Origin of the sequence: Pedobacter sp. GR22-6 (genome assembly GCF_037402555.1) — a bacterium.
Classification (GTDB): domain Bacteria; phylum Bacteroidota; class Bacteroidia; order Sphingobacteriales; family Sphingobacteriaceae; genus Pedobacter.
In genome coordinates this window covers 164,799-177,405 of the sequence record NZ_JBBEUC010000002.1, presented here as the reverse complement: position 1 = coordinate 177,405, position 12,607 = coordinate 164,799, and the positions used below count along the sequence as shown (strand labels likewise).

Here is a 12,607-nt window from a genome sequence, read left to right as displayed (position 1 = left end):
ATAAACTGTTGCGAAGTTATACCATCTACAGCGCTTTATCACAATACGTCAGACGCTTTTTACAGTCATTTATTACAAAAATTTTAATATATGCCAACAGGATAAACTTTATCTTTGCCCTACATTTGCAAATCATGGAAGAAGTACCTGTTCAATATTCAAGATTCTTAACGCGTGAGGTCACGATTGGTGATGTCCCTATGGGTGGATTCAATCCGATCCGCATCCAATCGATGACCACAACAGACACCATGGATACCCTGGGTACAGTGGAGCAAACCATCAGAATGGTGGAATCGGGTTGTGAATATGTGCGCATCACTGCACCGAGTATGAAAGAGGCAGAAAATCTGGCCAGTATCAAAAAGGAACTCCGTTTAAGGGGCTATAATGTACCCCTGGTCGCCGATATCCATTTCACCCCAAATGCTGCAGAAGCCGCCGCCCGCATCGTGGAAAAAGTAAGGGTGAACCCCGGCAACTATGCCGATAAAAAACGCTTCGAAAACATCGAATATACAGATGCCGCTTACCAGGCCGAACTGGAACGTATCTACAAGAAATTTACCCCACTGGTAAAAATCTGTAAAGAGTACGGCACGGCCATGCGCATTGGCACCAACCACGGTTCCCTATCTGACCGGATCATGAGCCATTACGGAGATACCCCCCGGGGCATGGTTGAATCTGCCATGGAATTCATCCGCATGTGTGAAGACCTGAATTATTACAACCTGGTGATCTCCATGAAAGCCAGCAATACGCAGGTAATGGTGCAGGCTTACCGTCTGCTTGTAGATACCATGCTGAAGGAGGGCATGAATTATCCTTTGCACCTGGGTGTCACAGAAGCCGGCGATGGTGAAGACGGCCGTATCAAATCGGCGGTAGGCATCGGTACTTTATTGGAAGATGGTTTAGGTGATACCATCAGGGTATCACTCACGGAAGATCCGGAATTTGAAGCTCCTGTAGCTAAAGCGATGGCAATGAGGTATGAAAAACGTGCGATGGACCTATATGGAAAACCATTGTTTAAAGAAAGTAAACTTCATTTCAGCAATCCGGAGCTGCCATATAAGCCTTTCGAATACCAGCGCAGGGCTACCACTGCGGTACAGCATATCGGCGATCATCACCATCCGGTAGTGATGCTGAATGTTACTCAGGAGAACCTGAAAGATCCTTATTTCCTATCGGCTGTGGGATACAATTATAGTGCTGGCCTCGATAAATACAACATGACAGACCAGGCCTGTGACCTGGTATACCTTGGCGACCAGCTGCCTTCATTCTCCTTTCCGGGAAACCTGAGACAGGTCTATAATTATGAGACATGGCTTAGCTTGAAAGACAAACGCAATTGCCATCCTTTACTTAGTTTTGAAGCATACCAAAAGGGCGAAAAAGATCAATTGCTCAACCTCATTCTGGTTGATACCAATGACAGTCTGAAAATTGATTATAGTAAAATAGGCCCCGATGCAGTACTCGTTTTAAATACAACTGAACTTCATGGCATGGCTGCCCAAAGGGAAACTTTCATTGAGCTCATCAGAAAACAGGTTCAGGTGCCGGTCATCATCCGCCGCGATTATCAAGGCCTCAGCAGCGATGACCTGATGCTCTACGCAGCAACGGACCTTGGCGCATTACTGACCGACGGTATGGGCGATGGAGTATGGATCAACGTAAATGCCGAGATCCCGCTTTCCCTCGTCAACGCCACCAGCTTTGGTATTTTGCAGGCCACCAGAACCAGGATTTCGAAAACGGAATACATCTCTTGCCCAAGTTGCGGACGGACCTTATTTGACCTTCAGGAAACGACACAAATGATCCGCTCACGTACCGACCACCTGAAAGGCATTAAAATCGGCATCATGGGCTGCATTGTAAATGGGCCTGGAGAAATGGCAGATGCCGACTATGGTTATGTGGGTACCGGACCAGACAAGATCACGCTTTACCGGGGCAAAGAGGTGGTGAAAAAAAATGTGAACTCTGCCAATGCACTGAATGACCTGATCGACCTGATCAAGGAAGATGGTAACTGGACAGAAGTAGTCAGTATCTAAATCAGCCTGTCTTTCACTACCAATGTATCTGCGATCAGATCATGGAAGCATTGCTGCTTTTTGTTCAGAAAGCTATACAAATAACCGAAAAAGACAGGCGCTGCCGAGCAAACTTTTGCCAGATTTCTGCCAAAGGATTGACTGCGCGTAATGCGCTGACCTTTTGAATCAGTCACTTTAATGTTCAGCAATTGTTTACCGATTCCCGCTTGTTTAATGGAAGCTTCGGATAAGCTGCCATAAATCAGCTTTGCCAGGGGCAACAGCGGTAGTCCGCTGAAAGCCAAAACCATGCGCTGAGCCTTTTCTTCCACAAATAAAAAGCCAAGCAATACGAGTACCACATAGGCCAGTCCTAAAAGAAAATAATCTATGGCCATCGCCAATAAACGCTGGTCGAAAGCAGCGAAATATTGCGGGGCAGTATGCTGATAGTCAAAACCAAAAAGCTCACGCAGTTCCGGGAACTCGTGAGCTTCTTTATAATCGTCCATCCCGGGTTTCCTCAGAAAGGTATCAGGCTGCACATGAAGTGTTTTCAGTGTCTCAATAGCATACGGCCCCTCGGGCTTTCCATTGACAACAATGGTGTAAATCGTATCCACTTAGTAACGGTGAACTTCAAAATTACTGAGTCCGCCATCCAGATTGATCAGCACTTTATTGACTGCCGATTTATAATTTGGACTTTCATAGACTCCGTCATCCAGCTTGGTGAAACCGGAAAAGTCTTTGGAAGACAAACCTGTTTTGGTTTTGATCCTGCAACCAGAAGCTTCCGGCACGTTAATCTTTACATCAGCGACTCCGGTTTTTACATTCACCTCCATTAGAGGAAGTAATGAGCCAAACCTGATGTCCAGGGCCGCTGCGCCACCATCAAAATTAAATTTAGACACCTTGTAATCGGAAAAATCAAATTTGACTTCACCCGCTCCCATGTTCATATTCACTTCCCATTTCGGATCTTTGTTCAGGAGAAAATCGACATCATTTCCGCCGTCCCCCATATTCCATTTCTGCTTGCCGTTCATCTTGAAATTGACAGTAGTCACGCTGTCTTCTTTCATGGTCTGAAGTGTAAATTTACCAGCACGGTTCTCTACTTTAGCTTCAATCAAACTATCTGTAGGTTCTTTAAGCTCGAAGGAAGTACCGCCTCCGGAAATGTTGAGCACCGTTTTTACAGAAGATGAATCGGTATATGGATGGGAAAAATGCAAGTCTTCATACTTGCTCCGATCTATGTTGACTTCATCCTCTACACGGTCAATGATCGTATAGCTCTTATTGGATGGCTGTTGGCCTTTAAAGAACAACAGGATCAGGGTGACCACAAGAATCGCAAGCGAAACGATTCCCCCTACCTGGGATTTATTTTTACTAAACAGGATGTTCACTCCTGCTATGATCAGGAAGATCGGCCAAAAACGCCAAACGCTTCCCCAATGAAAATCTATGATTTGGAAATTTTCCAAAAGGAGCACACCACCGATAAACAGCAGTACAATGCCCCACATTATTCTGTCCAACTTCATGATTACAGGTCTTTCTTAGTGAATCTATCGTCTATTTTAGGTGCTGGTGCAGCTTCTTGTGCAGCATCAGCTACAGGAGTATCACTCAAAGGAGTTTCGGCAACTGGCGGAGCAGCTGGCTCAGGCGCGTTTGATGGCGCATTCTGGCTATACGCACGTTGCTCCTGTTCGCGCTTCCAATCCTCCCAGGCATTTTTCTGTTTAGATTTCATGATGAAACTAAAACCGATGGCAACAAATACCAATGGCCACAATTTGCTCAGACTGAACCAGAATGGAATGAAATGAAATTCATTCATCAGGAAATAAATTCCGATCACCAGCAGGAACAGTCCACCGACCATACGCCCTGTCTCATTGTTCTTATTTTGGATGGGCTGAAAATCACCTGGTTTAGGACTGGCCTTAAAACCGCCATCATTTATAGTTGAGGAAGTCCAGTTGCTGCCACTATTGGCCCAGCGGTCTGAAGCTGACTGGGAAGTGCCCGGGGAAGCTGTACCGCTACCAAAGGGATCCTGTGTTGACTGTCCCCTGTAAAAATCATTAAATCTGGAGAACCTGCTTGCCGGATCGTTGTTGACGGGTACCACGATCCACATGATCAGGTACACCAAAATCCCTGTTCCCACTAAAAATATGGTAGATAGCACGAACAACAACCTGATGATCGTTACATCCACCTCCATGTACTCTGCAATTCCGGACGACACCCCCGCAATCACCTTTTCATGCTCATTCCTAAATAATCTCTTGTCCATGATCTTTGTCCTCCTTTATGTTAAAATTGTAAGGGTTTTAGGGTTACCTCATCAACATTTACGCCAGCACTTAAATTTAAGATACCAAGTATGGTGTTTGCAATATCTTCCGGCTGTACAAAACGCTCATGTGGAATGGATGTCCCTTCCCAGGATGAGGTCAGTGTGGAACCCGGCAAAATTGCGCTCACCTTAACGCCGTATTTCGATAACTCTTCCCTAAATACATGATTAAGACTCAGTAAGGCTGCTTTAGTTACACTGTAGCTACCAGCATTTTCAACATTTTGTTTACTGGCAACAGAACAAATGTTAAAAATATGCCCTGAGGATTGTGTACGCATCATTTTTCCAAAGAATTTACTGAGGTAATAAACCGCATTCAGGTTGAGATCCAACTGGCTTTCATACTGTTCATCTGGTTCATCCAGTACCATCCCAGGCAAAAATACACCCGCATTGTTCACCAGCACATCTACTTTTTCAAAGCTGGCATTCACTGATTCGCAAAAAGCATATACCTCTGCTTTGAGGCTGCAATCGGTCTTATGGATCATGATGTCAGCGCCGGTATACTGCAGCGAAGCACGAAATTCCTCCAGCTCCTCCAGATTCCTGGAACAAAGTGCCAGATCGTAACCCTGTTCGGCCAGTTTTATTGCAATGGCTTTCCCGATGCCCTTCGTAGCTCCTGTAATGATTGCATTCATTGTTACAACGCTTATTTCCCGCAATTATACAAAAACACGGCCATAGAAAAACTTTGTGGCCAAAGATTTGCTAGAAAATTGTTTCTTTGTGTAATATTACAAAAATACCATAGCTAATTTTTCAAGAATGAATTTCACCAATTTTGGCAAGTACCTTCTCCTATTGAAAGCGGTATTTAGAAGGCCTGAAAAGTTTAAAATCTACCTGCAGGCCATTTTCAAGCAAATGGACTTCATTGGCGTCGGCTCTGTCGGACTCATTGCCATCATCTCTACCTTCATCGGTGCAGTAATGACCCTCCAGATCGCTTTTCAGCTGGTGAGTGACTTCATTCCAAAAACGATCATTGGCTCAGTAAACCGTGACTCAACCATTCTGGAACTCAGCCCGACCATCAGTGCAATTGTTTTGGCTGGAAAGATCGGATCTGCCATTTCCTCCGAAATCGGCACCATGCGCGTGAGTGAACAGATTGATGCCCTGGAAATCATGGGTATCAATTCGCCCGGTTACCTCATACTTCCGAAGATCATCGCCGGCATTACCATGGTACCTTTACTGGTCATCATGTCTATGTTCCTGAGCATTACCGGTGGCTACCTTGGAGGTACGCTGTCAGGTGCAGTCTCTCCGGCAGAATATATCCAGGGGATCACTACTGACTTCAATCCTTACACCATCACCGTTTCATTGGTGAAAGCTTTTGTTTTTGGCTTTATCATTACTTCAGTACCCGCCTATGAGGGCTTCTATGTCAAAGGCGGTGCCCTGGAAGTTGCACAGGCCAGTACACGTGCGGTTGTGGTCAGCTGTATTTCTATACTGGTCTGTGATTATCTTGTAACTCAGCTTTTATTATGATCGAGATTAAGGACATCCATAAGTCATTTGGAGACAACGAAGTACTGAAAGGCATTTCGGGTAAGTTTGAAGCTGGTGTAACCAACCTGATCATCGGTGGTTCCGGCTCCGGAAAAACAACCCTGTTAAAATGCATGATCGGATTGCACCAGCCGGAACAAGGTAGTGTAGACTACGATGAAAGGGAATTTACCACCATGAACTTCGAGGAAAAAATCGAGATCCGGAAGGAAATCGGAATGCTCTTCCAGGGCTCCGCACTATTCGACTCTATGACGGTAGAAGAGAACATTATGTTCCCACTCAACATGTTTACAGAACAGTCAAGAAAGGAAAAGCTGGAGCGGGCAAACTTCTGTCTGGAGCGTGTAAACCTGGAAGGCAAAAACAAACTATTTCCGGCAGAACTCTCCGGCGGGATGAAAAAAAGGGTAGGTATCGCACGTGCGATCGCCATGAACCCTAAATACCTGTTTGTAGATGAACCCAATTCGGGGTTAGATCCTAAAACCTCTATCGTGATTGATGAACTCATTAAAGAACTGACAGAGGAATACAACACGACAACCATTGTAGTGACTCACGATATGAACTCCGTTATGGGTATTGGAGATTATATCTTATTTTTGCACGAAGGAAAGAAATTCTGGGAAGGATCGAATAAGGAAATCGCCCATACGGACATCCAGGAACTAAACGATTTTGTTTTTGCCAGCCGCTTCATGAAAGCTGCGAAAGACAAATTTTAATATACCCATATTTTATGATAAGCCTGCTTACCCCCACGCACTGGAAAGACTATGAGTTGCTTGATTGTGGTGATTTTGAAAAATTAGAACGCTTCGGAAACCTGGTCTTATCGAGGCCTGAACCTCAGGCTGTTTGGAAAAAAACCTGGTCTGAACAGGAATGGAAGAAAGCGACACACATCCGGTTTAGAGGACGCTCCGCGACTTCAGGAGAATGGATCAAATCTGCTCAGCAGATCCCTGACCGCTGGAACGTGGAATATAAAAATGACGATGTGACCATCAACCTGCGTCTTGGACTCACCTCTTTCAAACATGTGGGTGTATTTCCGGAACAGGCAGTAAACTGGGATTATATCTCCTCTTGTGTACGCCGTTTTAAGACCCCCAGTCCGAAAGTATTGAACCTTTTTGCCTATACAGGCGCTGCTTCGCTGATTGCTAAAGCCGCCGGCGCCGATACTACACACGTAGATTCGATCAAACAAGTGGTCAACTGGGCCAATGAAAACCAGGAGCTGTCCAGGCTGAAAGACGTACGCTGGGTCGTAGAAGATGCCTTGAAATTTGTAAAAAGAGAACTTAAACGCGGCAAAAAATACAACGGGATCATTTTGGATCCTCCTGCTTTTGGCCATGGACCAAATGGTGAAAAATGGAAACTGGAAGATCACATTCAGGAGATGATGCACGATGTCGTGCAGCTACTCGATGAAGAGGAACATTTCCTGATCCTCAACACTTATTCCCTGGGATTTTCTTCCGTGATCGTGGAAAACCTGATCAAAACCTCATTCCCACAGGTGCGCAATCTCGAAACAGGTGAGCTGTATCTGCAGGCTACCTCGGGTACGAAATTGCCACTGGGCGTATTTGGAAAATTCAACAGCTTCTAAAAATAAAAGCGTCGGGGACCTAATCCGACGCTTTCAAACACACCTAACCAGTACACCTTTTACTGAACTAAGTTTCTTTATGGGCTTCAAGAAAAAGGAGCTTCCGGAAGGGCACCGGAAGCTGTCCTTATCAACTTAAACCAACCAAATTATCTTTATCGATGAGCAAAATGATATACTGTCATACTTACGCCCAAACTACGCTCATCTATTTAGAACGATTTCAAATAACAATACAAGTATAGTAACTTATTTAGAATAATTCCAAACAACTTGAATAAATATTTATAATATCCTCCTCAACTAATTTTTAATTCGTTTTAAGTTGGTTATACTTGTATGATTTTACCATAAAAACACATTTATCAAATATCAAATGAAATTAGCTCATGTAGCAGGGATGCTTTTATTCGGAGCAGCGTCAATCGGTGTTTTCACCAGCTGTAGTTCTGACAACAACAAAGCCAACGGAAAAACAAAAACAGCCCTTTCGGGCGATTCAACTGCTGTTGAAGAAGAAGAGACCAACGCGCGCGCGCCTATAGATACCGCGAAATACAACCAATTAATCAAAAAGCTGGCAAATGGCGACACGACAGGCAAATGGCCGGTAAAAAAACAGCCGTATCCACTTGACGGTGCCATCCTGCCCTTTAAACGCATTATTGTTTATTATGGAAATCTGCACTCTAAGAAAATGGGTGCCCTGGGTGAATACGCTCCAAAAGAAATGTGGACCAGGCTGAACGCTGAAGTGAAAAGATGGGAAAAAGCAGATCCTGCTACACCTGTACAAGTCGGCTTGCATTATATCGCGGCAGTTGCCAGCGGAACCCCGGGTAAAGATGGAAAATACATCAACCGTATGGGCAATAAACAGATTGATTCGGTATTGAAGATCGCGGCGATGCACAAAAACACCATTGTTTTCCTCGACCTGCAGGTAGCCCTGAGCAACATTAAGGCAGAGATTCCGCACATCGCCAAATACCTGGAAATGCCAAATGTACATTTAGGCATAGACCCGGAATTCTCGATGAAAGATGGTTCTCTTCCAGGCAAAAAGATCGGTACTTACGACGCCGCTGACATCAACTACGTATCGCAGTACCTGGCTGATGTGGTGAAAAAACACAACCTGCCGCCTAAAGTTTTCGTAATACACCGTTTCACCAGGAAAATGGTCAGCAATTACCAAAACATCAAATTACGTCCTGAAGTACAGATCGTAATGCACATGGACGGTTGGGGCGAACCTGATCTGAAATTAGGTACTTATCGCCATTTCATTTATTCAGAGCCGGTACAGTTCACAGGATTTAAGTTATTTTATAAGAACGACCTGAAAAAAGCGCCACATCGTTTAATGACACCGGAAGAATTGTTGAAATTGAAACCGGCACCGATTTATATTCAATACCAGTAATACAACAGGTTTTCGAAAAACAATTTCCAAATGGGAATTATGAGCAGTACCTTTTCAGACTGCATCATAATTCCCATTTTTATTGGGTTTGCCGACAGTATTAAAAAAGAAATACGGCTTTGCTTTGGGGATTATCGAGTTTCGTGCTTTTCCGCTTCCCTCCTACAATTGCATGGATCATATTGATTTGAGATTCATGCTGTTCAAAAAGGAGCTGATCCTGAATGTCCAAACGGCGGATGCTTTCAACCTGCCCAGATTCAAAATAACACCAGGCGGCATCCTCCTTGATTTCGTAACCAATGTATTTAAAAGTCAAAAGACGATCATCGGCCTTCAGTACCAGATGCTCCTTGATATAACCCGCGATCATCAGTTCAATTTCTTTCCTATCCTTAGGTTTAAGGATATTGACATTGGTTTTATAACGCTTATTCAATGCTTTTTCAAAATCGTCAAAAAAAACACGCACGCTCATCTGAACCGTCTTGGTTTTCGGATTGTGTTCTACTTCGGTTACGCTCACATAAAATGGATGGAGTAGGTGTAGCCAGGAAATCAGGAGAATGTGCAGCATCTTTGTCTATATAAATGTTATTTTGGATATTGTGCTTTTTACAAAACTACGAATTAAACGACAATGCAAGATTTTAGCCTTTACTTTGAACTTGGCTGGCAACACATCCTCGACTGGCAGGGGTACGACCACATTCTATTTTTACTCGCCCTTTGCGGAATCTATCAGCTTAGCGATTGGAAAAAAGTATTGATTCTTGTTACCGCATTTACAGTTGGTCACAGTGTCACACTGGCCTTAAGCGTGCTCAAGATCATTTCCATCAACAGTTCCTGGATTGAGTTTTTAATCCCCCTGACGATTTTAATCACCGCTTCATCAAACCTATTCAGTAAAAAAAGGAAAACAACAGGCGTAACTGGCAAATATTTACTCGCGGTTGCTTTTGGACTCATACATGGCATGGGTTTTTCTAATTACCTCAAAAGTTTACTTGGAAAAAGTACAAATATCACATCAGAATTACTAGCGTTTAACCTGGGATTAGAATTTGGACAAATTATAATTGTAATATCTGCGTTAATGTTGTCCTATTTGCTCATTTCAATTGTAAAAATCAAGCGATGGGACTGGACTTTCTTCCTTTCTTCCGCTATATTTGGAATATCTTTCGTTATGGCCGCGGAAAGAATTCCAGCAATCCTTTAATTCAAGTATGAAAAAAACCCTACTCCTGTTTGCCTCCCTGACGTTCAGCATTTCCGGTTTCGCGCAATTGCTCAATAATCCGGGATCTAACCATGGCAATAAATTTGAACAATTGGGGACCATCATCTCCGACCCGAATTCTTATCGCTCAGCATCTGGTGCTCCGGGGCCTGCCTATTGGCAACAGCGTGCAGATTATGAGATCAATGCGGAACTGGACGAAAAAAACCTGAAACTGACCGGTTCAGAAACGATTACTTACTACAACAATTCGCCCGACCCGCTCAGTTACCTTTGGGTACAACTGGATGAAAACCAGCACAAGGCCAGCAGCGACAATAAATTGACTGAAACCAGTAAGATGACGGATAAGATGAGCTTCAAAGAGCTTTCCGGCATCCTCAGGCAGGAAAATGATCTCGGTGTAAAGATCATCAGGATCACCGATGAAAATGGGAAAGCAATTCCTTATGTCATCAACAATACCATGATGCGTATCGACCTGCCCATGACCTTAATGCCGAAAAGCAAATATAAATTCAAAATCTCCTGGAACTATAAGATTGCAGACCGCATGACGGTAGGCGGCAGAGGTGGTTATGAGTATTTTGCTGAAGATGACAACTACCTTTTCACCATGACGCAATGGTTCCCAAGGATGGCTGTCTATTCTGATTTCCAAGGCTGGCAAAACAAACAATTTGAAGGCCGGGGTGAATTTGCCCTCGCCTTTGGGAACTATAAAGTAAACATGACTGTACCGGCGGACCACATCGTGGGAGGAACTGGCGAATGTCAGAATTACGCTCAGGTGCTGAATCCCACCAGCTTAAAAAGATGGAATGCGGCACAATCTGCCAAGGCTCCTGTTGAAATTATAAACCTCAACGAGATCAAGGCTGGCCTCAGCAAAAAATCTACGGCCAAAAAAACCTGGACCTACGTAGCTGAAAATGTAAGGGACTTTGCCTGGGTTTCTTCCAGACGCCTGGTCTGGGATGCCATGGCTACCTATATTGATGGCAAAAAAATTATGGCCATGTCCTATTATGGTCCTGAAGCTTATCCCTTATACAATAAGTACTCTACCAAGGCTGTGGCCCACACGTTAAAAGTTTACTCGAAACACACCATCCCCTACCCTTATCCTGTAGCCATTTCTGTAGAAGCGGCGAACGGAATGGAGTATCCAATGATCTGCTTTAATTATGGAAGGGCCGAGAAGGATGGCACTTATACCGAGGCGATCAAATATGGTATGATCGGTGTCATCATCCACGAAGTAGGGCACAATTTCTTCCCGATGATCGTGAACTCAGACGAAAGGCAATGGAGCTGGATGGATGAAGGATTGAATACCTTTTGTCAGTTCCTTGCAGAACAGGAATGGGACAACAACTACCCTTCCCAGCGCGGACCTGCCCACAAGATCGTGGATTACATGAAGATGCCTAAAGACCAATTGGAGCCGATCATGACCAATTCCGAAAACATCATCAATTTTGGTCCAAATGCCTACGCTAAGCCTGCAACAGCATTAAATATTCTGAGGGAAACTGTGATGGGGCGCGAGTTGTTCGACTATGCCTTTAAGGAATATGCCAAACGCTGGGCTTTTAAACATCCCACACCTGCTGACCTGTTTCGTACAATGGAAGATGCCTCCGCCGTAGACCTGGACTGGTTTTGGAGGGGATGGTTTTTCAGCACAGATCCGGTAGATATCGCCCTGACAGACGTAAAAGCCTACAGAATGAACAGCATGAAGCAGGCACAGGAGAATATTATCGATAAGAAAGTCTACGATAAGACGGAGAAATACCTTGGTCGCGAACGCAATAAAGCCGCCGGCATTAAATTCGCGGTAGAACAAGATACCAGCCTGCTGGATTTTTACAACAAATTTGACCGCTTCGAGGTCAGCCGTACAACAGACCAGGATTTTCAGGCTTACTACAATTCCCTTACCGATCAGGAAAAGCAATTGTATGAAAGCAAAAAGAACTTTTATGAATTGTCCTTCAGCAATGAAGGCGGACTTGTGATGCCCATCATTATCGAATGGACTTTTAAAGATGGCAGCAAAGAGGTAGACCGGATCCCGGCGTACATCTGGAGGAAAAACGAGCAGACCGTCACCAAGGTCTTTGCCAAAGACAAGGAAGTGGCATCAGTACAGTTAGACCCTTTTAGGGAAACGGCTGATATCAATGAGGCCAATAATGCATGGCCAAGACAAGCACAGCCTTCGCGCTTTGAGCTGTTCAAGCAGCAACAGGCCCCCAGGGGTTCTTCAACAGGAGCAAACCCAATGCAAAAATCCAGAACGCAGAACTAACAAAAAAGGGCCATCTTACGATGG

General features: G+C 44.3%; 12 protein-coding genes. 7 read left to right on the top strand and 5 right to left on the bottom strand.

The window, feature by feature from the left end; genetic code table 11:
• Window positions 1-134: 134 nt before the first annotated feature.
• Window positions 135-2,078, top strand: a complete 1,944-nt coding sequence (gene ispG, locus WAE59_RS08310) for a (E)-4-hydroxy-3-methylbut-2-enyl-diphosphate synthase (protein WP_337855490.1) — start codon at window positions 135-137, stop codon at window positions 2,076-2,078.
• On the opposite strand, the gene WAE59_RS08305 is transcribed toward ispG, so the two are convergent.
• Genes WAE59_RS08305 through WAE59_RS08290 form a run of 4 tightly spaced genes read right to left on the bottom strand, consistent with a single transcriptional unit; the run spans window position 2,075 to window position 5,087 of the window.
• A complete protein-coding gene (locus tag WAE59_RS08305) occupies window positions 2,075-2,683 on the bottom strand; it encodes an RDD family protein (protein ID WP_337855489.1) in 609 nt (202 codons plus the stop codon). The genes ispG and WAE59_RS08305 overlap by 4 nt on opposite strands.
• Entirely contained in the window at window positions 2,684-3,616 is a 933-nt protein-coding gene (locus WAE59_RS08300; RefSeq protein WP_337855488.1) for a LiaF transmembrane domain-containing protein, read from the bottom strand.
• Between the two features lie 2 nt (window positions 3,617-3,618).
• On the bottom strand, window positions 3,619-4,377 hold the full coding sequence (locus WAE59_RS08295) for a PspC domain-containing protein (RefSeq protein WP_337855487.1): 759 nt from the start codon (window positions 4,375-4,377) through the stop codon (window positions 3,619-3,621).
• Between the two features lie 20 nt (window positions 4,378-4,397).
• The gene (locus WAE59_RS08290) at window positions 4,398-5,087 is read right to left on the bottom strand and encodes an SDR family oxidoreductase (RefSeq protein ID WP_337855486.1); all 690 of its coding nucleotides are present in this window, start codon (window positions 5,085-5,087) and stop codon (window positions 4,398-4,400) included.
• Window positions 5,088-5,214: 127 nt separating this feature from the next.
• On the opposite strand from WAE59_RS08290, the gene WAE59_RS08285 reads away from it, so the two are divergent.
• From WAE59_RS08285 to WAE59_RS08270, 4 genes are all read left to right on the top strand, one after another.
• A complete protein-coding gene (locus WAE59_RS08285; RefSeq protein WP_337855485.1) occupies window positions 5,215-5,949 on the top strand; it encodes an MlaE family ABC transporter permease in 735 nt (244 codons plus the stop codon).
• Window positions 5,946-6,698 carry an ABC transporter ATP-binding protein gene (locus WAE59_RS08280; protein ID WP_337855484.1) on the top strand — a complete coding sequence of 251 codons (753 nt, stop codon included), beginning with the start codon at window positions 5,946-5,948 and terminating at the stop codon, window positions 6,696-6,698. Before WAE59_RS08285 ends, WAE59_RS08280 begins: the two co-directional genes overlap by 4 nt.
• Window positions 6,699-6,712: 14 nt before the next feature.
• A complete protein-coding gene (locus tag WAE59_RS08275) occupies window positions 6,713-7,594 on the top strand; it encodes a class I SAM-dependent methyltransferase (protein ID WP_337855483.1) in 882 nt (293 codons plus the stop codon).
• Window positions 7,595-7,970: 376 nt separating this feature from the next.
• Window positions 7,971-9,020, top strand: coding sequence for a hypothetical protein (locus WAE59_RS08270; RefSeq protein WP_337855482.1), 1,050 nt, complete (start codon window positions 7,971-7,973; stop codon window positions 9,018-9,020).
• 100 nt (window positions 9,021-9,120) lie between these two features.
• Here the strand turns inward: WAE59_RS08270 and WAE59_RS08265 are convergent, their stop codons facing one another.
• Window positions 9,121-9,597, bottom strand: coding sequence for a DUF6702 family protein (locus WAE59_RS08265; RefSeq protein WP_337855481.1), 477 nt, complete (start codon window positions 9,595-9,597; stop codon window positions 9,121-9,123).
• Window positions 9,598-9,660: 63 nt separating this feature from the next.
• On the opposite strand from WAE59_RS08265, the gene WAE59_RS08260 reads away from it, so the two are divergent.
• Together WAE59_RS08260 and WAE59_RS08255 are read left to right on the top strand one after the other, a co-directional pair.
• Entirely contained in the window at window positions 9,661-10,245 is a 585-nt protein-coding gene (locus tag WAE59_RS08260) for a HupE/UreJ family protein (protein WP_337855480.1), read from the top strand.
• 7 nt (window positions 10,246-10,252) lie between these two features.
• A complete protein-coding gene (locus tag WAE59_RS08255) occupies window positions 10,253-12,583 on the top strand; it encodes a M1 family metallopeptidase (protein ID WP_337855479.1) in 2,331 nt (776 codons plus the stop codon).
• Window positions 12,584-12,607: the final 24 nt, after the last annotated feature.

Coding starts and splice junctions, on each gene's coding strand:
- WAE59_RS08260 (WP_337855480.1), top strand. CDS start 9,661: ATGCAAGATTTTAGCCTTTACTTTGAACTTGGCTGGCAACACATCCTC.
- WAE59_RS08300 (WP_337855488.1), bottom strand. CDS start 3,616: ATGAAGTTGGACAGAATAATGTGGGGCATTGTACTGCTGTTTATCGGT.
- WAE59_RS08275 (WP_337855483.1), top strand. CDS start 6,713: ATGATAAGCCTGCTTACCCCCACGCACTGGAAAGACTATGAGTTGCTT.
- WAE59_RS08280 (WP_337855484.1), top strand. CDS start 5,946: ATGATCGAGATTAAGGACATCCATAAGTCATTTGGAGACAACGAAGTA.
- WAE59_RS08295 (WP_337855487.1), bottom strand. CDS start 4,377: ATGGACAAGAGATTATTTAGGAATGAGCATGAAAAGGTGATTGCGGGG.
- WAE59_RS08285 (WP_337855485.1), top strand. CDS start 5,215: ATGAATTTCACCAATTTTGGCAAGTACCTTCTCCTATTGAAAGCGGTA.
- WAE59_RS08270 (WP_337855482.1), top strand. CDS start 7,971: ATGAAATTAGCTCATGTAGCAGGGATGCTTTTATTCGGAGCAGCGTCA.
- WAE59_RS08290 (WP_337855486.1), bottom strand. CDS start 5,087: ATGAATGCAATCATTACAGGAGCTACGAAGGGCATCGGGAAAGCCATT.
- WAE59_RS08265 (WP_337855481.1), bottom strand. CDS start 9,597: ATGCTGCACATTCTCCTGATTTCCTGGCTACACCTACTCCATCCATTT.
- ispG (WP_337855490.1), top strand. CDS start 135: ATGGAAGAAGTACCTGTTCAATATTCAAGATTCTTAACGCGTGAGGTC.
- WAE59_RS08255 (WP_337855479.1), top strand. CDS start 10,253: ATGAAAAAAACCCTACTCCTGTTTGCCTCCCTGACGTTCAGCATTTCC.